Source organism: Lacinutrix gracilariae (assembly GCF_042684485.1).
Lineage (GTDB): Bacteria > Bacteroidota > Bacteroidia > Flavobacteriales > Flavobacteriaceae > Oceanihabitans > Oceanihabitans gracilariae.
In genome coordinates this window covers 1,314,167-1,337,408 of record NZ_JBHULM010000011.1, presented here as the reverse complement: position 1 = coordinate 1,337,408, position 23,242 = coordinate 1,314,167, and the positions used below count along the sequence as shown (strand labels likewise).

Genomic DNA, 23,242 nt, shown 5'->3' with positions numbered 1-23,242 from the left:
AAAACGGATGCAAATATACTCCTAATTAATTAAACTACAAACGTTTTATGCTTTTTGAACAATATTTCTGCTGTTTTTAAATAATTGCATACAAGTTAAGGTAGCTACAACTGTTGTTGCAAAACCCATAATAGCTGTTACAAAAGCTACTATACCTATGTGTACATCATAATCTCCTTTAAAAACAGTTAATAATTCATTTAAAAAATTAACGTTTACTTCGGTAGCATAAAAAGTAAAGAAAACAGTAAAGATTAGGGTAGCAATAAAACCTGCTGTTATACCCACAGTAAATCCTCCTGTATAACTAAAACTTCCTGCTTTCTGTAATTTGTAATATTTAATAGTTTCATAAATACCAAACCCTGTAATTACACCATTAAACAAACTAAAAAAAGGATTAGTATGTAAATGGAATAAAGATAAAAGTAAAAAGTAAGCTATTAAACAAGCACTTATAACTAAACCGAATCTAACAGGTAGCGATATATTTTTCATAATAAATTGGTTTTTAGATTATTACTCATTCTTAAATTTCGTGAAAATCAAATCAAATTACTACAATTTGATGTTAATTTTTAATAAATTAAGCTTTAAAACAGGCTTCAATTCTTATTTTTGTTGTTAATGTTGTAACAAAAGGCCTACAACAGCATACTAATACTGAAAAATTAAACACACAATGAAAAAACGCATTTTTGCTTTAGCTTCTTTTTGTTTAGCTGGTTTTACTTTAACAGCACAAGAAGTCACCTATGAAGAGTATGATTTAGATAATGGCATGCACGTTATCTTACACCAAGACAACTCGGCTCCTGTAGTAACAACCTCTGTTATGTACCATGTTGGTGCAAAAGATGAAAACCCAGAGCGAACAGGTTTTGCTCACTTTTTTGAACACCTTTTATTTGAAGGAACAGAAAATATTAAAAGAGGAGACTGGTTTAATATAGTTACCTCTAACGGAGGAAGCAATAACGCAAACACTACAGACGACAGAACATACTACTACGAAGTTTTTCCTTCTAACAGTGTAGAGCTTGGTTTATGGATGGAGTCTGAAAGATTAATGCATCCTATAATTAATCAAATTGGTGTAGATACACAAAACGAAGTTGTTAAAGAAGAAAAACGCTTACGTGTAGACAACTCTCCTTATGGTAAGTTTTTTGAAAACGTGAAGAAAAACATGTTTAAAAAACACCCTTACAGATGGACAACTATTGGTGAAATGTCACATTTAGATGCTGCTACTTTAGAAGAGTTTCAAGCATTTAATAAAAAATTCTATGTACCAAACAACGCAGTATTAGTAGTTGCTGGAGATATTGATGTTCCTGCAGTAAAGAAAATGATTCAAGATTATTTTGGACCAATTCCTAGAGGAGAAGAAATTACTAGAAACTTCCCAAAGGAAGACCCAATTACTTCACCTATAAAGGCAACAGCCTATGATAGCAATATTCAAATTCCTGCTATAGTTGCTGCTTACAGAACGCCTTCTATGAAAGAAAGAGATGCCTATGTTTTAGATATGCTTTCTAGCTATTTAAGTGATGGAAAATCTTCAAAACTGTATAAAAAGTTAGTAGATGACAAGAAAATGGCTCTACAAGTAGGTGCTTTTAATAATAGCCAAGAAGATTATGGTACATATATTTTATTTGGTTTACCACTAGGAGACGTAAAACTAGAAGACTTAATTAAAGAAATTGATGAAGAAATTGTAAAAGTGCAAAACGAATTAATTTCTGAAAGAGATTACCAAAAACTTCAAAACAAGTTTGAAAACCAATTTGTAAACTCTAATTCTAGTGTTCAAGGTATTGCTGGTTCTTTAGCTACATACTACATGCTATATGGCGATACTTCTTTAATTAATAAAGAAATAGAAATTTATAGATCTATTACTAGAGAAGACATTCAAGCAGTAGCTAAAAAATACTTAAACCCTAACCAACGTTTAGAGTTAAAGTATTTACCAAAAGAAAAAGATCAATAAAAAATTAAACGCATACAAAATGAAAACTAAAATATTTACAGTATTAACCTTGTTTTTTATGGCTCTTGGCACACAAGCACAAGTAGACAGATCTAAACAACCAACACCAGGACCTGCTCCTAAAATAGCCTTAGAAGTTCCTGGAGAATTCACACTACCAAACGGTTTAAAAGTTTTAGTAGTTGAAAACCACAAACTACCTCGAGTATCTTATAGCTTAACCATAGACAACAAACCAGTTTCAGAAGGTGATGTTGCTGGAGTTTCAGGATTACTAGGAAGCATGTTAGGTAACGGAACCTCTACCATAAGCAAAGATGCTTTTAATGAAGAAATAGACTTTTTAGGAGCTAGAATGAGCTTTAGATACAATGGTGGTTATGCTAGTTCTTTATCTAAATATTCTGATAGAATTTTAAAATTAATGGCAGACGCAGTAACAAATCCGTTATTAACAGAAGAAGAATTTCAAAAAGAAAAAGAAATAGCTATTGAAGGATTAAAATCTAACAAGAAAAGCGTAGACGCTGTAGCTAGTCGTGTTGGTAAAGCTTTAGCATACGGAAAAACACATCCTTATGGAGAATTTGTAACCGAAGAAACCATAAATAAAGTAACCTTAAAAGATGTTAAAACTTTTTACCAAAGATATTTTACACCTACAAACGCTTACCTAGTAGTTGTTGGTGATGTAGATTATAGCACGATAGAAAAACAAGTTAGAGATTACTTTTCTTCTTGGGAAAGCAATATAAAAGTAGTTTACACTGTACCAAAAGCGCTACCAAATGCGCAATACACACAAATTAATTTTGTAGACATGCCTAACGCTGTACAGTCTAACATCTCCTTAACTAACAATGTAAATTTAAAAATGAGCGACCCAGATTATCACGCTGTTTTAATAGCTAATAAAATTCTTGGTGGCGGATTTAACAGTTATTTAAACATGAATCTTCGTGAAGAACATGGTTATACTTATGGAGCACGATCTAATGTTGGAGCAGATAAATATGTATCTCGTTTTACTGCAGGAGCAGCAGTTAGAAATGCTGTAACAGATAGTGCTGTTGTGCAAACTTTAAAAGAAATTAAGCGTATAAAAACAGAACCTGTTACTACAGAAGCACTAGTAAATGCAAAAGCTAAATATGTAGGTGATTTTGTATTAGCACTAGAAAACCCACAAAACATAGCTAAATACGCCTTAAACATTAAATTAAACGATTTACCTAAAGATTTTTACACGACCTATTTACAAAAAATAAATGCCGTTTCTGCAGAAGATGTAAACCGAGTAGCAAACAAATACTTTAGTACAGAAAATGCTAGAATTGTAGTTGTTGGTAAAGGTAGTGAAGTATTAGAAAATTTAGAAAAAGTTACTTTTAACGGAAGCAATGTACCAATTAAGTATTACGATGCATATGCCAAGCAAATAGAGAAACCTAACTACAACATAGAAATGCCTACTGATGTAGACGCTAACACAGTACTTAACAAGTATATTGCTGCTATTGGTGGAAAAGAAAACCTAAGCAAAGTAAACTCTGTACTTATTACTGCGGAAGCAGAATTACAACCAGGAATGATGATGGTTTTAGAGATGAAGAAAACTTCAAAAGATCAATTTGCTCAAGAAATTACTGCAATGGGACAATCTATGGTAAAAACAGTAATGAATGGAGAAACAGGTTATATTGTAATGCAAGGGCAACGTAAAGACATGACTACAGATGAGGTTAGCAAAACCAAAACCGAAGGTGCTCCTTTTCCTGAACTTAACTATTTAAATAAAGAAGTAAGCTTAGAAAAAATTGAAGATGTTGATGGTGAAAAAGCCTACAGAATTAAAATATCTGAAGAACAAACAAATTTCTACAGCGTAGAAACTGGATTAAAAATAAAAGAAGTTAAAACATCACCAATGGGTTCTGCTTCTGTTTATTTTACAGATTATAAAGAAGTTTCTGGAGTACAATTTCCTTTTAATATTAGCCAAACTATGGGACCTCAAAAATTTGATTTTACAGTAAATGAAATCAAAGTGAATGAAGGTGTTACTGATGCTGATTTTAACTAAGTAAAACCATTATACAAACTAAAAACCGAAGTTTATGCTTCGGTTTTTTTTATGCTCTTTTTTGAGATAAATACACTCCAATTAATATTATTCCTGAAGCAAAAGCTTGTAATAAGCTAAAATCTTCACCATCTAAAATTCCCCAACCTAAAGCTACAATAGGCATAACATAAGTTACAGAAGATGCAAAAACAGGTGTTGATATTTGTACTAGCTTATTAAAAAACACTTTAGCTAATGCTGTACCAAAAAAGGATAAAATAACAACATACATTATAGATTCTGCCAAGGCTGGTTTACTAAAAGTTTCCTTTGTAAAAAAACCAGTAAACAGCAAAACGAGAATAGCAGGAATAAAAATAACTACATAATTTCCGGTAGCAATAGCCAATGGCCTAATATCTTGTAAATGCTTTTTTATAATATTTACATTTATTGCATACATAATAGTAGAAGCTATTATAAAACCTGCATACCAATAATTTTGTTCCGGATTTAATGCTGCTCCTTTTAAAATTAATATTGCAGTACCTACAAAACCAACCATAACCCCAAAAACCTGTTTTCTTGTAGATGCTATTTTAAACACAGCAAGACCAATTAAAATAGTATTTAAAGGCACTAATGAGTTTAATACAGACACCACAGCACTGTCTATTTCTGTTTCTGCTATAGCAAAGAAAAACGCAGGAATAAACGAACCAAAAAAACCAGAAATAGCAATCCATTTCCAGGCTTCTTTTTTTATAGTTTTTACTGTTTTATAACCAGCTATAAACAAAAACAAACCCGTTATTATTGTTCTTAATGCACCTAACTGATAAGGATTTAAGCCAATTAATGCTTTTTTTATTAGTATAAATGAAGTTCCCCAAATAAGGGATAACACTATAAGGTAAAGCCATTTTTTATTATCTTGAAACATACTGCTGTTATTAACACTACAAAAGTGCTACTTTTTAACACAAATAACAGTAAATAATCATTAGATTTGCAAAGATTTGAATAACAAAAATTTATACCATGAAAACAATAAAAAATATAGTACTAGTTGCAGTAGTTACACTTGCTGCTTTTAGTTGTAAAAACGAACCTAAAGCCGAAGTAGTAACCGTAGAAACAGAAACTACTGTTGAAACGAAAAAAGCCACTTTAGACCCAAACGCAACATACGCAAAAGCAGAATTCACTATTGAAGGTATGACTTGCGCTATTGGTTGCGCTAGAACCATTGAAAAGAAATTAGCTAAAATGGAAGGTGTAAAATCTGCAAAAGTAGATTACGACAAAAAATTAGCTATGGTAGAGTATGACGATGCTAAAGTTACTACAACTTCTTTAGAAGAAACCGTAGGTAAAGTTGGTGATACTTATACAGTTAAAGACATGAAAACGGTTACCTCTTTTTCAGATAAAAAAGCTTGTAGTGCAGATTGCAAGAAAGATTGTTGTGCTAACAAAACAGATGCAGAAAAGAAAGCTTGTTCTAAAGATTGTAAAAAAGCTTGTTGCGCAGACAAAGCTAAAGCTTAATAAAAAAAATAGCAATACTAAAAAAGCTTCTCAAAAGAGAAGCTTTTTTTATTTCCAGGTAACAGACTCCATAATGCGCTGTATATCTTTTTGTAAATAATTTGCAGCTGGAAGTATAGAGTCAAAATTAGGCTTTGTAAAAAAATACAAGGAACCTGTTAAAAAATGATCTGTACTGTCTGTAACATAAAATTGCGACTGCGAAGCGGCATTACCTCCTACTTCATAAAACATACCATACACTTTTCTTTTCGTATTTTCATAAGGTCTTTCAACAATTTTATCTGCTTTTTTGGTATGCTCTTGGGTGAAGTTTTGTGCATCTCGCAAATACGAAATTAACTTTTCTTCGCTTTTATTTATTGCTTTGTAAGTAAGGTAAATGGTTCCTTTTAATGCTGGATACTCTAAGTTTACACCATAACTATCTTCACCATTTAGTTTTCTTGTTTTTACATTTGTTGCTAAAGCATTTTTTTCAAAAGCAAAAGGCATGTCTAAATTTATTTCTTCATATGTAGGTTCTGCATACTCTAAACGAAGCTTTGCTGCTGGTTTTGGTGTGGTTTCACTTCCGCAAGAAGTGCTAAGTAAACAAAGGATTATAGGTAAAACTAAAAACTGTTTCATAAATATATTTAAATAGGCACTGTATACATTCTAATTATAAAAACAGAACGCTTAAAATGCCTTTTTTACAATTAAGGTAAAGTAACTTTTATGCGAATTATTCGTTTGTTATCTAATGCTTCAATAGTAAAAACATAATCTTCAAATAGTATTTTACTATTGGTTTTAGGAAAACTACCAGAAATTTCTAAAACAAAACCTGCTATCGTTTCTGCTTCTCCTTTATTATTTTCAAAACAATCGGAATCTTCAATCTTTATAATTTTATAAAAATCTTTTAATGCTGTTTTTCCTTCAAAAACATAATTTTTATCATCTAGCTTAGAATACACCAAGCCTTCATCATCAAACTCATCACTTATATCACCAACAATTTCTTCAATAATATCTTCTAATGAAATAAGCCCAGAAGTACCTCCATACTCATCTACAACAACAGCTAGATGCACTTTCTTTTCTTGAAACTCTGCCATTAAATCATCTAACTTTTTGTTTTCTGGCACAAAAAACGGTTCGCGTACTAAGGTTTTCCAATCTAATTGCTTTCTATCAATAAAAGGCAACAAGTCTTTAATATATAAAACGCCTATAACCGTATCTATATTATCTTTATACACAGGAATTCTAGAATAGCCATTTTTAATAATTTCTGGCAATATCTCTGCGTACTTTTGCTCTGCATTCAGGGCAAAAATATCTATTCTTGGACGCATTACTTGTTTGGTATCTGTATTACCAAAAGACACAATACCTTGCAGTATTTTTTGTTCTTCTTTAGTAGTATCTTCATCACTAGCTAATTCTAATGCTTGAGAAAGTTGATCTACACTTAGGTTAGATTTTTGCTTACCAAATCTATTATTAATTGCTAGTGTAATGCTTCGCATTGGTAAACTTATAGGCGAAAAAACAAAGTCTAAAAAACGCAAAGGATACGCCATAAACATGGCAAACTTTAACTTATTTCTAATCGCGTATACTTTTGGTAAAATCTCGCCAAATAGCAATATTAAAAAGGTAACTAAAACAACTTCTACAATAAATTTTAAAATTGGTGAATCTATATTAGCAAACATAAAGTTTCCTAAATATGCAAAGAGTATTACAATTGCAATATTTATAAAGTTATTAGCTACAAGTATGGTTGCTAGAAGCTTTTTTGGTTTTTGTAATAAATAAGAAATGATTTGTATTGGTTTAGATTTTTGCTCTAAACCTTCTTCTATATCTATTTCTGTTAAAGAAAACAAAGCTACTTCTGCACCTGATATTAGCGCAGAACAAAGTAATAGTACAAATAAGAGCACAAAACCAAGTACAACTGAAAATTCAATTGCTAAATTTATCATTAAAAAACTCGAGGGTTCGGGATCCAAGGATTATAATTTTAGTTAAACTTTAAAAAGGAAGATCATCACTATCATCTTCTATTACAGACGCATCAGCTTTTGGTTGTGCCACTTGCTGTTGCTGTTGCTGCTGTTGTTGTTGTGATACAGGATTATTGGTAGCTCCACTTTCATTTTTTGTAGTTAAAAAAGTAAAGTCATTACATTGTATTTCTGTAGAAAAACGATCGTTTCCGTTGTCATCTTGCCATTTTCTGGTTTTAATTCTACCTTCAATATATACTTTGTCACCTTTGCTTAAATACTTTTCGCAAATTTCTGCACCTTTATTACGTACTACTATATTATGCCATTCGGTATTGGTAACACGTTCATTAGTTTGCCTGTTGGTATACGTTTCATTTGTTGCAATAGGAAAACGCCCTATACAGCCACCTCCTTCAAAATAGTGCATTTTTACTTCATCACCCAAATGCCCAATTAGCATTACTTTATTTAACGTACCTGACATATTATCTTATTTATATTATTGCGCAAAATTACGATTTTGCAATTGATAAATTTAAATTTAATAAAAAATTATGAAATAGTCTATAGCTTTAAAAATTAAAACTTTTCATAAAATTAGAAACCAATACAGGAACTGGGTACTCTTTGGTTTTTTCTATTAAAACCCCTTCAACAGGTAGCGTATCTATTTCAAGTATCCAGAATTTGGTATATAAGTGTTGGTGTGATAATTTATGCACAATAGGTTCTTCATTATATAAGGACAAAGTAAACAAAGCATCTTTAGTTAATGTATGCGTATTTAAATAGGAAGTCATTGTAGTATAGTTCATACTTTCTTTACTTTCTATTAAAGGAAATTGATATAGGTTTTGCCATATACCTTTACCTTCTCTTTTTTGTAAAATTGTTTTTTTATCGGAAGAAACAAATACTAAAAAATTGAAATATTTTTTTGCTGCTTTTTGGCTTTTCTTTTTAACAGGTAGTTGTGTAATTGTATTTTTTTGAAGAGCAACACAACCATTTTGCAAAGGACAAACCGTACAATCTGGATTTTTAGGTTTACATTGTCTAGCACCAAACTCCATAATAGCTTGATTAAACTCAGCAGGATCTTCTTTATCTATAAGTTTTTGAGCTAAAGCTTTAAACTCTTTTTGACCTTGTGAACTATTAATAGGAGTATCAATACCAAAATATCTAGAAAAAGCTCTGTATACATTACCATCTACAACAGCACAAACTTCATCAAAACTAATAGATGCAATAGCACTAGCTGTATAATCGCCTATTCCCTTTAGTTTTATTAAATCTTTATAATTATCAGGAAAAACGCCGTCTAGTTCTGATACCACATATTTTGCGGTTGCATGCAAATTTCTAGCTCTAGAATAATAACCTAAACCTTGCCATAATTTTAAAACCTCGCTTTCTTTTGCATCTGCAAGACTAAAAATTGTTGGAAAATTAGTAACAAAAGCTTCATAATAAGGTAATCCTTGTTCAATTTTAGTCTGTTGTAAAATAATTTCTGATAACCATATAAAGTAAGGATTTTTAGTTCTTCGCCAAGGCAAATCCCTCTTATTTACTGAATACCAATTTGTTAAAGTTTTATTTAAAGTCATACTATATATATACTAAGTGCAAAAATAAACGTTTATTAGGTTAAATTTAAGTGAATTAGGTTTGAAATATTGAAATTTTAATTCCTATATTTGCATCCCTTAATAACTGATTACAATAATTTAAAATAATAGAAAATGACTAAGGCTGATTTAGTAGCAAAGATTTCTGAGAAATTAGGAATTGAAAAAGGAGATGTTCAAGCAACAGTTGAAACTTTTATGGAAGAAGTTAAAACATCTTTAGAAAGTGGAGACAATGTATACCTTAGAGGTTTTGGAAGCTTTATAATTAAAACAAGAGCTGAAAAAACTGGTAGAAACATTTCTAAAAACACAACAATAAAAATACCTGCTCATAATATTCCGGCATTTAAACCTGCCAAAGTATTTGTAGAAGGAGTGAAAACAAATGTAGACGTTAAGTAGGACGCTAAAATAATATTAATTTAAAAAACAATCAACTTATGCCAAGTGGTAAAAAACGCAAAAGACACAAGGTTGCAACGCATAAGCGTAAAAAAAGAAGACGCGCTAACCGTCACAAAAAGAAGAAATAAGTTAAAAAAGTAGTTAATAGCTACTTTTTTAGTTTATAACAACGTTCTTTGAAATGAGTTCTATTTAACACGTATTACCTTGCGTAGTTAGAACTCCACGGATTTTAAAAAATCCTGTGAAATCTAATCATAGTTAATTGTATTAACTATGATTAGATTAAATAATGTATAATCCATCTGTATAATTTGGTTATAAGTTGCTAGCTTGTAGTTGCTGGTTGTTATTTAAAAATTTTAACTTAAAACACATCACGAATAGCTTTTAACTAAAGCGTATGGATAAAAATTAACAAAATGGAAAAAGAATTGATCATTAGATCTAGTCCAGACCACGTTGATTTTGCCTTATTAAAAGATGGAAAACTTATTGAATTACATAAAGATGAAGATGGTAACAACTTTTCTGTTGGCGATGTGTTTATAGCCAAAATACGAAAAGCTGTTCCTGGTCTAAATGCTGCATTTGTTAATGTAGGTTATGAAAAAGATGCTTTTTTGCATTATCATGATTTAGGACCAAAACTACCTTCTCTTTTAAAATTCACAAAAAGTGTAAGCACAGGTAAACTAAATGATTTTTCATTAAAGAATTTCCCATTTGAAAAAGATATTGATAAAAACGGAAGCATAGCTAACGTTATAAAATCAAATCAATCGTTACTAGTACAAATAGTAAAAGAACCAATATCTACAAAAGGCCCTAGAATAAGCTCTGAGCTTTCTATTGCTGGTAGATATATTGTTTTAGTACCTTTTTCTGACAGGATTTCTATTTCTCAAAAAATAGAAAGCAAAGAAGAAAAAGAAAGATTAAAACGTTTGGTTAAAAGCATTACTCCAAAGGGATTTGGTGTTATCATACGTACAGTAGCAGAAGGCAAAAAAGTAGCAGAACTAGACAAAGATTTACAGAATTTGTTAGGTCGTTGGACCGCAATGTGTAAAAAGCTACACAAAGCACACCATCCAAGTAAAGTATTAGGAGAAATGAACAAAGCTTCTTCTATATTACGAGACATATTTAATGATTCCTTTACTGGAATTTATGTGGATGATGAAGCGCTTTACATTCAAATTAAAGAATATGTGCAAGAAATTGCACCTAAAAAAGAATCCATAGTTAAATTGTATCAGTCCAACGTTCCAATATTTGAAAAATATGGAGTAGAAAGACAAATTAAAACCTCTTTTGGAAAAACTGTTTCCATGCAAAAAGGAGCTTATTTGGTTATAGAACATACCGAAGCACTTCACGTTGTAGACGTAAATAGCGGAAACCGATCTAATAAAGCCAACTCTCAAGAGGATACAGCATTAGAAGTTAATTTAATTGCAGCAACAGAAATGGCCAGACAATTGCGTTTACGTGATATGGGCGGAATTATAGTTGTAGATTTTATTGATTTAAATACTGCTGAACACCGAAAAAAGCTTTTTAATCACCTACGTGATGAAATGAAAGATGATAGAGCTAAACACAAAATACTACCTCCAAGTAAATTTGGCTTGATACAAATAACTAGACAAAGAGTAAGACCAGAAATGAATATTAAAACTCGTGAGGAAAATCCTGACGATATTATAAATGGTTCTGAGGTCGAAGCTCCAATAAGTATTGTTCCTAAAATAAAATATGATATGGAACAACTATTTAAAAAAGACTATAAAAAGGTGACCTTAAACACACATCCCTTTATAGCAGCCTTTTTAACAAAGGGCTTTCCATCTATACGTTCAAAATGGTTTTTTGAACATAAAAAATGGGTGAAAATTTTACCAAGAGATGCTTACACATATCTAGAATATCATTTTTTTGACAAAGATGGTAATCAAATTAAATAATTAAAAAAGCCTTACTTTTTACAAGTAAGGCTTTTTTGTTTTATACCCTTTTGGTTTTATAATAAAGCGATGTACTAAATAAAACCTACTATTAGCTATAAGTACAACATAAAAAAACCACCTCATAAAAATGAGGTGGTTTTTAAACGTATTTATTGCGTTTCTTTTTATTGGTTATCTAAACCTCCACTTACAATAATAAACTCACTACGTCTGTTTAATTGGTGCTCTTCTTCGGTACATTTAGAACCACAGTTTACTGCTGGCTCACTTTCACCTTTACCAATTCCAGAAATTCTTGCAGCATCAATACCTTTAGATATTACATATTGTACTGTAGTTTTAGCTCTACGGTCTGATAATCTTTCATTATAAGAACTAGAACCTCTACTATCTGTATGTGATTTTGCATTAATAACCATTTCTGGGTATTTGTTCATTACTTGTACTAACTTATCTAACTCAAAAGCAGCTTTAGCTGTAATGTTAGATTTATCAAAATCAAAGTAAATAGCGTTTAATGCAATATGGTCTGCTTTTATTATTTCTTCAATAGGATCTAGAGCGATAGCTACAGATAATTCTTCTTCATCTGTTCCTTCAATGGCTAGTTTATTGCTTTCATAACCATCCATAGTTACTTCTAACTCTGTATCTGTATCACATTCAATAATAAACGCTGCTATACCTTCTGCATCTGTTATTTTTGAAGATATTTTATTTCCTTTATCATCATATAAAGTTGCTGTTGCTCCTGCTAAAATTGCTCCTGTTACTTTATCTGTTACAGTAGAAGTAATTTCAACATCGCATAAAGGTTGTAGTTTTTTAATAGCATAAATATCATCGCTACCTTTACCTCCTTCTCGGTTAGAAGAAACAAAACCTTCTCCAGATTCTTCGTCTATAGCAAAAGCAAAATCATCTGCACTACTATTTACAGGAATACCTACGTTACGTACTTTAGACATTTTACCATCTATTTCTTTAGTGTAGAATACATCTAATCCACCTAGTCCTAAATGTCCGTCTGATGATAAGTATAAGGTTCCGTTATCACTTATAAAAGGAAACATTTCACGACCTTCTGTATTTACTTTAGCTCCTAAATTTACAGCTTCTCCAAAAGAACCATCGCTTTTGATTGTTGCTTTGTAAATATCACCTTGACCAAAACCTCCTGGCATATCTGAAGTAAAATAAAGTGTTTTACCGTCTGCACTTACAGATGGATGATCTGTATTATAGTTGTTACTGTTAAAAGGTAATGCTTCAATATTTGACCAGCTATCTCCTGATTTAGTAGCTTTAAATAAGTTTAATACACTAAATCTAGTATTTGATAAAGAGTCACTTTGATACTTTTTCTCGTAAAAACTTTCTCTAGAAAAATACATGGTATTTCCGTCAGGACTAAAAGCAACTACACCTTCGTGGTACTTTGTATTGATATCGTTACCTAATAGGCTTTCGTTTTGGTATGTACCATCTTCTTCTATAGTAAATTCATAAAGGTCTAGAAAAGGTTCTTCATTCCAACCATATTCTCTTCTTGCTTTATTTCTTGCAGAAGTGATATATAATTTACCGTTATTAATAGTACCTCCAAAATCAGATACTTGAGAGTTAATTTCTAGATTTTGAACATTAAACTTCTTTCCTTTATCTAAAATTTTAGGTAAATAATCAGGATTTTCGTTAAATGCAATTGATCTTACATCTGCAGGTCTCATAGCTGCAAATTTGCTCATCCATTCATTTGATTTATCATACTTACCGTTTGCTTTAAGCATTTGTACGTAATTGATAATTGTTTCTGGATTTTGAGAGGTTTCAAGGGCTTTAGCATACCATTTTTCTGCATCTACAGTATTAAAAATATTGTAGTTTGCTTCTGCTAAACGCGTGTATACATACGCATCTGCTTTTCCTTTTTCTACTAATTTTTCATAAGACTCAATAGCTTTATTAAAATTAAATCTAGAAAAATATTTATCTGCAGTATTGGTATCCTTATTTTGAGCAGTTAAACTAAAGCTACTCAATAATAGTATTGTTATATATAATTTAAAGTTTTTCATAATATCTTTAGCTTATCTGATTAGAAATAACGTGGTGAACGTGATACACGTTTAGGAAACGCAATATCAAAATTAATAAATACCTCGTGTGATGAACTTGTTGAGTAATTTAAATCGGATTGAATAGCATCATATGCATAACCTACTCTTAAACGAGGAGTTACCATAAAGTTAACCATTCCGCTAAAAGAATCTTCTAAGCGATATCCTACACCTACTTCAACTATATCATACATAAATACATTTGCATTTACATCAAAACTTAAAGGAGCATCAAAAGCTGTTTTAACTAAAGCATGCGGCTTTAATTTAAAGTTATCAGATAAACTAAATACATAACCTGCTGCTGCAAATAAATGCTGTGTTTCTGAACCTATGTTAAGTCCGTTAGCATCTAAATGTGTAGCGTTTAAAATATTTGGCATAGAAACAGACACGTAGTATTTGTTTGGTTTATAAAAATAAACTCCTGCTCCAACATTTGGTGTTACTTCACTTATGTTTTGAAAAAGGTCATCATCTGCATCTGTTAATTCTAAATCACTTAACCCTATATCATGAAATGTAGCACCTGCTTTTAAACCAAAGGCTAATTTATTGTTTGCACCCATTGGTAAAGTATAAGAGAAATCTGCATAAGCATTTGTTTCTCTTACTGGTCCTATTTCATCACTAATAAGAGATAAACCTAAACCAACATTTTTACCTACTGGAGAATGTATTGCGAAGGTTCCTGTTTTAGGAGCGCCTTCTAATCCAACCCATTGGCTTCTATAAAGCATTCCAATAGCAACTCCTTCATAAGAACCTGCATATGCTGGGTTAACAACATTCATGTTATACATATACTGTGTGTACTGCGGATCTTGTTGTGCTTGCATTTGAACAACAAACAAGAAAGCGAGAATAATATATAATTTTTTCATTTTACTTAATTAGTTAATTAGTTTTCTCTATTTAAATATACCCAAGATGTTTTGGTTTTATTTCCTTGATATTCCATTACGTAGAAATAAGTTCCTACTGGTAGTTCATCGCCACTATCAGACTGTCCATACCAATCATTGGTATAATTAGTTTTAGAGTATACTTTAATACCATGTCTGTTAAAAATTTCTAATTTACTAACCTCATACCCTGTTAAATCGAAATTATCATTTTTACCATCGTTATTAGGTGATATACCTTGAGGAATAATACAATTAATACTTTCTACTAGTACGTCATTATAAACTACACAACCTAGGTCATTAGTAACTTCTACAACATAATTAAAAGCGCTTCCAGACATTGGAGGAGTAAAAATACTTGCGTCTATAACAAATACATTATCACCAGCAGTATTAGTTTGTAATACAGAATCCATATCATCATATAATACATATGTTGCAGTACTAGCATCATAACTATCATCTGTTGGGTTTATAGTTAACTCATAAATAGCACCATTACAATCTCCTATTACTGTAAAGTCAAAAGCGTCAAGTGTAACTAAAACCTGAGTACTAGTTGCGCTACATACTCCTGAAGTTGTGTACTCAATAGTATATGCTGTTCCTGGTAATGCGTTAGTAACTTCTCCTGTTACAGGATCAATTAAAGTTCCATCTGTTACTGTTGGGTTGAAACTAAATGTTCCGCCAGCGTCTCCAGATATTAAAGCAGTACCACCATCACATGTTGCAGTCATAGTAAATGAAGCATCTTCAGCATCTAAAACGGTAACATCTTGCGAGCTCGTTGCAGAACAAGAACCTGTTGTAGTATATACTACTGTATATGTTTCTCCTGGTGTAGCTCCTGTTACAGTACCTGTTGCAGCATCAATTGTTGCTCCATCTGTTGGCACAGTATCAAAAGTAAATACACCTCCAGTTGTTCCAGTAATTTCTGCTGTACCACCATCACATGTTGCTGTCATAGTGAATGAAGCATCCTCTACTCCAGAATCATCAAAAGTAATTACAACATCATCTGTAACAGTTGATGTACCACCTGTACAAAGCTCATAAGTAATTGAAGCTGTATATGTAGTTGTTTCTGTAGGTGAAACTGTTATTGTTTCAGAATCTCCTAAAGATGTTGTACCATCAAACCACTCAAAACTATAGTTTGGCGTTCCTCCTGAAGGAGCAAATCTCCAATACTCATCACTTGCAGACCAGTTTCCTGTATTTCTACCTGGAGGAGTAAATGCAACTGTACCAGGAACGTTTTGAACACCAATAACAGCACTACCACTATTCCAAGTTGTACAAGTTGGTTTATCGAAAACATTTATATCAATATTGTTAGAAGATTCATATAAAATAATCTGACTGCTTGACATTAAAGAGTTACAGCTGAAATGACATACATTTGAATAATTAACAACAAATTGTCTATAAGGAGCAGAACCTAAAATATAATAATTAATATCACCACATACACTTGGATCAATATCATGTGCTACACCAAATATATTAGCTTCAGATAATGCTGTATCTGTACTATTAGGTAAGGTATCTGTAAAGCCCCAAGCATTGTAACCACCAGCATACTGTAATTCAAAAGATAATACACCATTAGAACCAATTAGTATTTGACTGTATGTTTCACCAAAGAAACAGAAATCAAATCCTAGTTCAATAACTTCTGACCATGTATCATCAACATCTAAACTAGTTGGCTCTCCTCCAGATGTAGCAGGAGTTGGACAAACATCTAATGCGTTTATTTCATAAGTATTAGTATCTGTTCCGAAAAGGTGGAAAGTTGACGATAAATCTACTTCGTTATCATCACAAGTTACCGTTTGATCTTCACCTGCATAAATAATAGAACAAGGATTTGGTGCTGGAGGACAAACAAACGTTAACGGCATACTATTTACAATACAGTTAGCATCGTCTGTATTAGCTGCAGACACAACAACATCTATATTAGCTGTATAAGGACCAAATACTACTACACCAGGTTCTGTTAGAACTTGTGGAGCACTTCCTTGATCATCTGTTACTGTTACTGAAGTAGCATCACCAAAGTCTGTAACATTTACTTCTACAGTAAATTCTGGATTGTCTGGATCTGTATTACAATCACCATATACATCAAAATCTACCGTTTGTGGTATACAAGTTTGACACCAAACATCGAAATCCCATGGTGTATAACCAGTACTTGATTGGCAACTACCAGAACCATCTGAATCTATAGCTACAGATAAAGCATTTCCTGTACTAGTAAATGTTAATCCTGTAAGGTCTCCATCATTATCTCCTTGATATAAAATAGAACCATCAGTATCATAAATAATTACTTCATCCCAAGGATCTTCAATATCACCTGCATTAAACATAATATTTAACGGATATCCATCTGCACTTGCAAAATAAAATACCATTGGGTCATTATTATCATAACAGTAAGTAGTATTATAAACACCAGCTGTACAATCTATTATAACATTTGGATCATCTCTTGTTGTAAAGTTCTCTTCTGTACAACCTTCAGCATCACCATTAGTATTATAAGGCACAATAGTTACATAATATGTTGTAGCATAATCTAAAGTTCCCAGGTCATAAGTTAAAACATCTCCTACATCTAAACCATTAAGTACATCTGTTCCTCCTGGTGTTGTACCTACGTACAACTTATAACCATCAACAATAACAGATGCAGCAGACCAAGTTAAATCATCATTCTCATCTACATCAATAGCACCATCTACAGGAGCTACAAGTGCAGCATTACAGTTAGGTAAAGCGGTTGTATCTACACAAGCTACATCAAAACTAATTGGTGTATACCCATTAGATTCACAACTTCCGAAACCATCTGCATCAAAAAACACATATAGATTACCACTATTACCAACAAAATTAAAACCTGCTAAATTATTGTTACCAACAATACCGTCATTAGAGTCGTATAATAGTGTTCCGGTATTATCTGTACCATCATAAATATATATATCATCCCAAGAATTCCCTGAGAAAGTACTTTCTTCAATCAAACCAGCAAGGAAAGTAATTGAAATTGGGTTTCCGTTTGAAGATGCAAACCACAATTCAATTATTTCGTTATTTTCATAACAAAATGTTGTATTTATTACTTCACTAGTATCACAATCTACAATTTGATTAGGATCATCTTTTACTGTAAAGCTTTCTTCTACACAATCTACAGCAGAACCATTAACATTATATGGTATAATAGTTACATAATACGTTGTAGAATACTCTAATACTCCTGGATCATATGTTAAAACATTTCCTACATCTAAATTATCTAAAACGTCTACACCTCCTGGTGTTGTTCCTATAGACAAGTAATACCCTTCAACAAATACTGTTGCTGCACTCCATGTTAAATCTTCATTTTCATTTACATCTACAGCTCCGTTAACTGGAGAAGTTAAAGATGCATTACAGTTAGGTAAAGCTGTTGTATCTACACAAGAAACTGTGAAATTCCAAGGATTATTTGTACAACTAACCACAGAACCATCTGATGTTACTCCTATTGATATTGAACCTCCTGTAGAAGTAAACATTAATCCTGCTAGATTTCCTCCATTACCATAACCATTATATAATTCTGTTCCGTCTGAATCTGTTACCACTAATTCATCAAAGATATTTTCTGTAGTCCCTGAATTAAAAACGACCACTAAAGGTGCTCCTGAATTACTTGCAAAACTATACACGGTATTGTCGTTATTTTCATAACAAAAAATAGTATTTACTTCTTCACTTATAGAACAGTCTACTATTTGATTAGGATCATTTTCTGTTGTAAAAGTTTGTTCATTACAATTAACGGCTGAACCATTATCATTATAAGGAACAATAGTTACATAATACGTAGTTTCATAAGCTAAAGTACCTAAAGGATAGTTTGTAGCTCCAAACACATCTACATTATCAACAACATCTGTTCCTCCTGGCGTTGTACCAACAGAAAGAATATAACCAGTAACTAAAACAGAAGCTGGGCTCCAAACTAGATCTGTATTTACATCTACATCTATTGCACCATTAGCTGGTGTTGTTAAAGCAGCATTACAGTTTGGTAAAGCTGTTGTATCTACACAAGAAACATCGAAATCTAATGGTATGTAACCATTAGAAGCACAACTAAATGAGCTGTCACTATCAATTTCAATAAAAACAAAACCTGAGGTAGCTATTACAGAAACTCCTGTTAAATCTCCATCATTATTATCATCATACAGTACGGTTCCTGTATTGTCAGTACCATCATAAATAGTTATTTCATCACAACAAGACTCCATTTCTCCTGCATTAAAAAACACATTTAAAGGACCTCCTGTTGAACTTTGAAAGTTCCATGTTGTTGTATCATTATTATCATAACAGTATACTGTATTAATTGGTAAGCCTGAAGCACAATCTACAGGTGCATTTGGATCAGCTCCTGTTGTAAAAGTATATTCTGTACAACCTACAGCATCACCATTAGCATTAAAAGGTGTAATTGTCACATAATACGTAGTACCATATTCTAAATCTGGTAAGTCATAAGTTGTAGATAAACCTGTATTTACATTATCTAAAACTTCTGTTCCTCCAGGAGTTGTACCAACAGATAAAGTATATCCTGTAGGTATTCCTGTTGCATCAGTCCATTCTAAATCTGTAGTAATAGAAACTCCTGAACTACCATTTGTTGGTGTAAGTAAGTTTACACAAGAAGGAGGATCTACAACTACTTGTGTTGCAGAAACATTATCTAAATACAGATAATAAGTAACATCTGTATCTGTAGTGATCCAATTAGCATTAATACGTAACTTAAAGTCACTTCCTGTTGGCACATCTGCTGCAGGTACGACTACAGACCAGTTAGCACAAACATTGGATGTAACATGATTTGAATCATCAATAGTATCAACTGTTAACCAGGTTGCTCCATCATTTACAGAGTATTGCACCAATATTTCTCCCCAACCAGGTTGTGTTTCGGTTGTTGCTAAAGACCAATCAACTATTTTGTAATCAAAAGCAATAGTTAAATCAGATCCATTAGATTGACCTACAAGGTTTGGTGAGGTTAATTGCGCATCTGTATTTGTTGCATCTAAGTTTGCTCTTACAGATCTACCATCACAGTTTTCAACAAAAGACACAGAATAATCTTCTACATCACTTGTCCAACCAGTTGGCAAAGTAACTCCTGAGTCGAAATTTTCTACTAAACCTACTTGGGAGAATCCTATTAAGGACATCAAGCCCAATAATAGGGAAAGGGTAATTTTTTTCATTTTATGGTTAAGGTTAGTTAATAAATATTAAATATTCTTCTTGTAATTTACTGTTATATAAATCTTTATATTTAATTGTGTTTTTTTAAATAAAACACCACTTAAATTTTGATGCTTTAATTAATTACCTAAAGTATAAAAAAAGATTAGCCCTAATAAATTAACTTTAATTTAATAGATTAAATGCATTTTTATTCGATAAAAAGCACGTTATGTTAACAACTACTAGGTTTTTGCAAATGCGCTATGAAGTAGGGTTTGGTATAGCATTATGCACCTCTTTTATTTGGTCTAAAACATCCTTTTTTAGCTCTATATTTATACTATCTATATTCTCTTTTAATTGAGACATTGTAGTTGCTCCTATAATATTACTTGTAACAAATGGTTGTTGTGTTACAAAAGCTAGTGCCATTTGAGCTAAACTGATATTATTTTCTTCAGCAATTTTTAAATATCTTTTGGTAGCTTCTGTACAAGAATCACTACTGTACCTATTAAATCTAGAAAACAATTTTAACCTCGCATTAGCAGCAGCTGTACCTTTTATGTATTTTCCTGAAAGCACACCAAATGCCATTGGCGAATATGCTAATAAACCAATATTTTCTCGCATAGAAATCTCGGCCAAATCTCCTTCAAAAACGCGATTAAGTAGAGAGTATGCATTTTGAATGGTTACCATTCTTGGTAGGTTATGCTGTTTAGATTCTTCTAAATAACGCATAGTTCCCCATGCTTTTTCATTTGAAATTCCTATTTGGCGAATTTTACCTTCTTTAATAATGGTATCTAAAGTATGTAGAATTTCATTAAAATTATCTTGCCATGCATCTTTTGAATTGTGTGCATAGTCTCTAACTCCAAAAGTATTTGTTTGTCTTTCTGGCCAGTGTAATTGATACAAATCTATATAATCTGTTTGTAAACGTTCTAAACTTTTGTTTACAGCATCTTGAATAGCTTTTGGCTTAAACCCATTGGTTCTAATATGCGCTGTATAATCTCCTGGTCCTGCAATTTTTGATGCCAACACTACCTTGTCTCTGTTTCCAGATTTTTTAAACCAATTACCAATAATACGTTCTGTTTCTGCATACGTTTCTACATTTGCAGGAACTGGATATAATTCTGCTGTATCAAAAAAATTCACTCCTTGATCTAAGGCATAATCCATTTGAGCAAATCCTTCGTCTTGGGTATTTTGATTTCCCCAAGTCATAGTACCTAAACAAATTTTACTTACTTTAATATTGGTATTTGGTAGTGTGGTATATTTCATCTTTTGTTTTTATAAAAGAGGTGTCTTTTTTTAATTAGTTAGCATATAGTATTGACTTTTTTTTACAATGCCATTAAATATCATTTAAGAGCTTTGTTACCTCATCTAGCTTAGGAGTTAAAATAACCTCTATTCTTCTATTTTTTGCTTTTCCTGCAGCAGTTTCATTACTTGCAATTGGCGCAAATTCTCCGCGTCCTGCAGCAGTTAAATTCTCAGGTTGAATTGCTTTATTTTCTCTTAATATATTTACAATTGCTGTTGCACGTTTAGTAGATAGATCCCAATTGCTAGAAATTTGCCCTGTTCCTGTATATGGTACATTATCTGTATGCCCTTCAATTAAAACAGCTATTTCTGCATTTTCACCAAGTACAGTACCAAGTTGTTCTACTGCTTTTTTTCCTTGAACACCAACTGCCCAACTACCCGATTTAAAAAGTAATTTATTTTCCATAGAAACATATACTTTACCATCACGTTGCTCTACTGTTAATCCTTTTCCTTCAAAATCTGTTAATGCTTTAGAAATAGCATTTTTTAGTTGCGTCATTGCAGCATCTTTTGCAGCAATCATATTTTCTAACTCTGCAACTCTGTTAGAACGTTGTTCTAATTCACTTTTTATTTTTTCAAGTCTTAGGTTTTCTGCTTCTAAGGCTTGCTCTTTAGCTTCTAATTGCGCTAACAACTCTCTATTTTTTTTAGAATTTGCAGCTATAGATGCAGAGCTATTTTTTTCTAAAGCATCATAAGAAGCCTTTAAATTTTCTAGGTTTGTTTTTGATGCGTTATAATCTGCCTGCAACTGGTCTCTATTAGCAATTGCTGCATCGTAGTCTTTTTTAAGTTTTGCATAATCGTTTTCTGATTTATTGCTCGCTTGTAAAAGCGCTTCGTTTTCATCAGAAAGCTTTCTGTTTTCTTTTTTTAAGCTTGCATATTTACTTTCTAAATCTTTATAAACTTTAGGCGAAACGCATGAGGTTGCTACGATGGTTGCCATTGTTAAGACTACTAATTTACTTTTCATATTGTATTTGGGTTCTTTTTATTCTTTATATTTTAACTTTTGGTTTTGGTAAAACCAATTACTACTAACTAAAAACTAAGTATTAGTCACTTTATTATTCTATTTCAACTAAAACGGGACAATGATCACTATGCACAGCTTCTTGAAGAATAACGCTTCGTTTTATTTTTTCTTTTATTGGGTTTGCAACCATAGTATAATCTAAACGCCAACCTTTATTATTTGCTCTAGAATTTGCACGATAGCTCCACCAACTATATTCTTGTTTTTCTGGATGCTTATAACGAAATGCGTCTGTAAAACCACTAGCAATAAAATTACCAATCCACTCTCTTTCTATAGGAAGAAAACCTGAAACACCTTTCATTTTAGGATTGTGAATATCTATTTCTTCATGGCAAATATTATAATCACCACAAATAACAAGATTAGGTATTTCTTTTTTTAAATTATTAATGTACTCTTGAAACATACTCATATAATCTAGTTTATGTTGCAGTCTTGCATCATTTGTTCCTGAAGGCAAATACAAACTCATTACAGAAACACCGTTAAAATCTGCACGTATATTTCTTCCTTCAAAATCCATAGACTCTATTCCTGTACCAAACTCAACATGATCTGGTTCTATTTTACTTAAAATAGCAACACCACTATAGCCTTTTTTTTGAGCAGAAAACCAATAATTATATTGGTAACCAGCTTCTACAAAAACATCTAAATCTAGCTGTTCTTTCATTGCTTTTATTTCTTGCAAACAAATTACATCTGGGTTTGCAGCTTTTAGCCAATCTATAAAGCCTTTATTTAGTGCTGCTCGAATTCCGTTTACGTTGTATGAGATTATTTTCAAAAGGTTTTTTATTTTAAAATAGTTATGTTTCAGCTAAAATAAATAATGCTTTACATTTACACTAAAATATTAATGTCCTTTTAACAAAA

General features: G+C 31.8%; 17 protein-coding genes. 5 read left to right on the top strand and 12 right to left on the bottom strand.

Features of this window, described 5'->3' with window-relative positions; translation table 11 throughout:
* Positions 1-45 precede the first annotated feature (45 nt).
* A complete protein-coding gene (locus ACFSSB_RS12815; protein WP_379904862.1) occupies positions 46-498 on the bottom strand; it encodes a DUF4199 domain-containing protein in 453 nt (150 codons plus the stop codon).
* Between the two features lie 184 nt (positions 499-682).
* Here ACFSSB_RS12815 and ACFSSB_RS12810 point away from each other — a divergent pair, with 184 nt between their 5' ends.
* Together ACFSSB_RS12810 and ACFSSB_RS12805 are read left to right on the top strand one after the other, a co-directional pair.
* Positions 683-2,002, top strand: coding sequence for a M16 family metallopeptidase (locus ACFSSB_RS12810; RefSeq protein ID WP_379904860.1), 1,320 nt, complete (start codon positions 683-685; stop codon positions 2,000-2,002).
* Between the two features lie 19 nt (positions 2,003-2,021).
* On the top strand, positions 2,022-4,085 hold the full coding sequence (locus tag ACFSSB_RS12805) for a M16 family metallopeptidase (protein WP_379904858.1): 2,064 nt from the start codon (positions 2,022-2,024) through the stop codon (positions 4,083-4,085).
* A 49-nt stretch (positions 4,086-4,134) separates the two neighbouring features.
* Here ACFSSB_RS12805 and ACFSSB_RS12800 read toward each other — a convergent pair whose 3' ends face one another.
* On the bottom strand, positions 4,135-5,010 hold the full coding sequence (locus tag ACFSSB_RS12800) for a DMT family transporter (protein ID WP_379904855.1): 876 nt from the start codon (positions 5,008-5,010) through the stop codon (positions 4,135-4,137).
* A gap of 98 nt (positions 5,011-5,108) precedes the next feature.
* On the opposite strand from ACFSSB_RS12800, the gene ACFSSB_RS12795 reads away from it, so the two are divergent.
* Positions 5,109-5,618: a heavy-metal-associated domain-containing protein gene (locus ACFSSB_RS12795; RefSeq protein WP_379904853.1), complete on the top strand. Its 510-nt coding sequence runs from the start codon at positions 5,109-5,111 to the stop codon at positions 5,616-5,618.
* Between the two features lie 48 nt (positions 5,619-5,666).
* Here ACFSSB_RS12795 and gldD read toward each other — a convergent pair whose 3' ends face one another.
* From gldD to mutY, 4 genes are all read right to left on the bottom strand, one after another.
* Positions 5,667-6,248 carry a gliding motility lipoprotein GldD gene (gldD, locus tag ACFSSB_RS12790; protein ID WP_379904851.1) on the bottom strand — a complete coding sequence of 194 codons (582 nt, stop codon included), beginning with the start codon at positions 6,246-6,248 and terminating at the stop codon, positions 5,667-5,669.
* A 71-nt stretch (positions 6,249-6,319) separates the two neighbouring features.
* Entirely contained in the window at positions 6,320-7,624 is a 1,305-nt protein-coding gene (locus tag ACFSSB_RS12785) for a gliding motility-associated protein GldE (protein WP_379904849.1), read from the bottom strand.
* A 22-nt stretch (positions 7,625-7,646) separates the two neighbouring features.
* Complete coding sequence (locus ACFSSB_RS12780; protein ID WP_379904847.1) at positions 7,647-8,108, bottom strand: single-stranded DNA-binding protein; 462 nt, start codon at positions 8,106-8,108, stop codon at positions 7,647-7,649.
* Between the two features lie 88 nt (positions 8,109-8,196).
* Complete coding sequence (mutY, locus tag ACFSSB_RS12775; protein WP_379904845.1) at positions 8,197-9,237, bottom strand: A/G-specific adenine glycosylase; 1,041 nt, start codon at positions 9,235-9,237, stop codon at positions 8,197-8,199.
* A 135-nt stretch (positions 9,238-9,372) separates the two neighbouring features.
* Between mutY and ACFSSB_RS12770 the strand changes: the two genes are divergently transcribed.
* Positions 9,373-9,663 carry an HU family DNA-binding protein gene (locus tag ACFSSB_RS12770; protein WP_019386001.1) on the top strand — a complete coding sequence of 97 codons (291 nt, stop codon included), beginning with the start codon at positions 9,373-9,375 and terminating at the stop codon, positions 9,661-9,663.
* A 425-nt stretch (positions 9,664-10,088) separates the two neighbouring features.
* The gene (locus ACFSSB_RS12765; RefSeq protein ID WP_379904842.1) at positions 10,089-11,636 is read left to right on the top strand and encodes an Rne/Rng family ribonuclease; all 1,548 of its coding nucleotides are present in this window, start codon (positions 10,089-10,091) and stop codon (positions 11,634-11,636) included.
* Positions 11,637-11,803: 167 nt separating this feature from the next.
* Here ACFSSB_RS12765 and ACFSSB_RS12760 read toward each other — a convergent pair whose 3' ends face one another.
* The 6 genes from ACFSSB_RS12760 to ACFSSB_RS12735 all read right to left on the bottom strand — a co-directional run bounded on the left by ACFSSB_RS12760 (position 11,804) and on the right by ACFSSB_RS12735 (position 23,153).
* Positions 11,804-13,717, bottom strand: coding sequence for an OmpA family protein (locus ACFSSB_RS12760; protein ID WP_379904840.1), 1,914 nt, complete (start codon positions 13,715-13,717; stop codon positions 11,804-11,806).
* A 20-nt stretch (positions 13,718-13,737) separates the two neighbouring features.
* Positions 13,738-14,643 (bottom strand): PorP/SprF family type IX secretion system membrane protein, encoded by a 906-nt coding sequence (locus ACFSSB_RS12755; RefSeq protein ID WP_379904838.1) that lies wholly within the window; start codon positions 14,641-14,643, stop codon positions 13,738-13,740.
* 17 nt (positions 14,644-14,660) lie between these two features.
* Entirely contained in the window at positions 14,661-19,985 is a 5,325-nt protein-coding gene (locus tag ACFSSB_RS12750; protein ID WP_379904836.1) for a T9SS type B sorting domain-containing protein, read from the bottom strand.
* A 244-nt stretch (positions 19,986-20,229) separates the two neighbouring features.
* Entirely contained in the window at positions 20,230-21,267 is a 1,038-nt protein-coding gene (locus tag ACFSSB_RS12745) for an aldo/keto reductase (RefSeq protein WP_379904834.1), read from the bottom strand.
* A 73-nt stretch (positions 21,268-21,340) separates the two neighbouring features.
* A complete protein-coding gene (locus ACFSSB_RS12740) occupies positions 21,341-22,300 on the bottom strand; it encodes an OmpA/MotB family protein (RefSeq protein WP_379904832.1) in 960 nt (319 codons plus the stop codon).
* A gap of 94 nt (positions 22,301-22,394) precedes the next feature.
* The gene (locus tag ACFSSB_RS12735; RefSeq protein ID WP_379904830.1) at positions 22,395-23,153 is read right to left on the bottom strand and encodes an exodeoxyribonuclease III; all 759 of its coding nucleotides are present in this window, start codon (positions 23,151-23,153) and stop codon (positions 22,395-22,397) included.
* Between the last annotated feature and the right edge of the window lie 89 nt (positions 23,154-23,242).

What these genes read in the sequence shown, in the direction of transcription:
- ACFSSB_RS12815 (WP_379904862.1), bottom strand. Translation starts at nt 498, where the DNA reads ATGAAAAATATATCGCTACCTGTTAGATTCGGTTTAGTTATAAGTGCT.
- ACFSSB_RS12810 (WP_379904860.1), top strand. Translation starts at nt 683, where the DNA reads ATGAAAAAACGCATTTTTGCTTTAGCTTCTTTTTGTTTAGCTGGTTTT.
- ACFSSB_RS12805 (WP_379904858.1), top strand. Translation starts at nt 2,022, where the DNA reads ATGAAAACTAAAATATTTACAGTATTAACCTTGTTTTTTATGGCTCTT.
- ACFSSB_RS12800 (WP_379904855.1), bottom strand. Translation starts at nt 5,010, where the DNA reads ATGTTTCAAGATAATAAAAAATGGCTTTACCTTATAGTGTTATCCCTT.
- ACFSSB_RS12795 (WP_379904853.1), top strand. Translation starts at nt 5,109, where the DNA reads ATGAAAACAATAAAAAATATAGTACTAGTTGCAGTAGTTACACTTGCT.
- gldD (WP_379904851.1), bottom strand. Translation starts at nt 6,248, where the DNA reads ATGAAACAGTTTTTAGTTTTACCTATAATCCTTTGTTTACTTAGCACT.
- ACFSSB_RS12780 (WP_379904847.1), bottom strand. Translation starts at nt 8,108, where the DNA reads ATGTCAGGTACGTTAAATAAAGTAATGCTAATTGGGCATTTGGGTGAT.
- mutY (WP_379904845.1), bottom strand. Translation starts at nt 9,237, where the DNA reads ATGACTTTAAATAAAACTTTAACAAATTGGTATTCAGTAAATAAGAGG.
- ACFSSB_RS12770 (WP_019386001.1), top strand. Translation starts at nt 9,373, where the DNA reads ATGACTAAGGCTGATTTAGTAGCAAAGATTTCTGAGAAATTAGGAATT.
- ACFSSB_RS12765 (WP_379904842.1), top strand. Translation starts at nt 10,089, where the DNA reads ATGGAAAAAGAATTGATCATTAGATCTAGTCCAGACCACGTTGATTTT.
- ACFSSB_RS12760 (WP_379904840.1), bottom strand. Translation starts at nt 13,717, where the DNA reads ATGAAAAACTTTAAATTATATATAACAATACTATTATTGAGTAGCTTT.
- ACFSSB_RS12755 (WP_379904838.1), bottom strand. Translation starts at nt 14,643, where the DNA reads ATGAAAAAATTATATATTATTCTCGCTTTCTTGTTTGTTGTTCAAATG.
- ACFSSB_RS12750 (WP_379904836.1), bottom strand. Translation starts at nt 19,985, where the DNA reads ATGAAAAAAATTACCCTTTCCCTATTATTGGGCTTGATGTCCTTAATA.
- ACFSSB_RS12745 (WP_379904834.1), bottom strand. Translation starts at nt 21,267, where the DNA reads ATGAAATATACCACACTACCAAATACCAATATTAAAGTAAGTAAAATT.
- ACFSSB_RS12740 (WP_379904832.1), bottom strand. Translation starts at nt 22,300, where the DNA reads ATGAAAAGTAAATTAGTAGTCTTAACAATGGCAACCATCGTAGCAACC.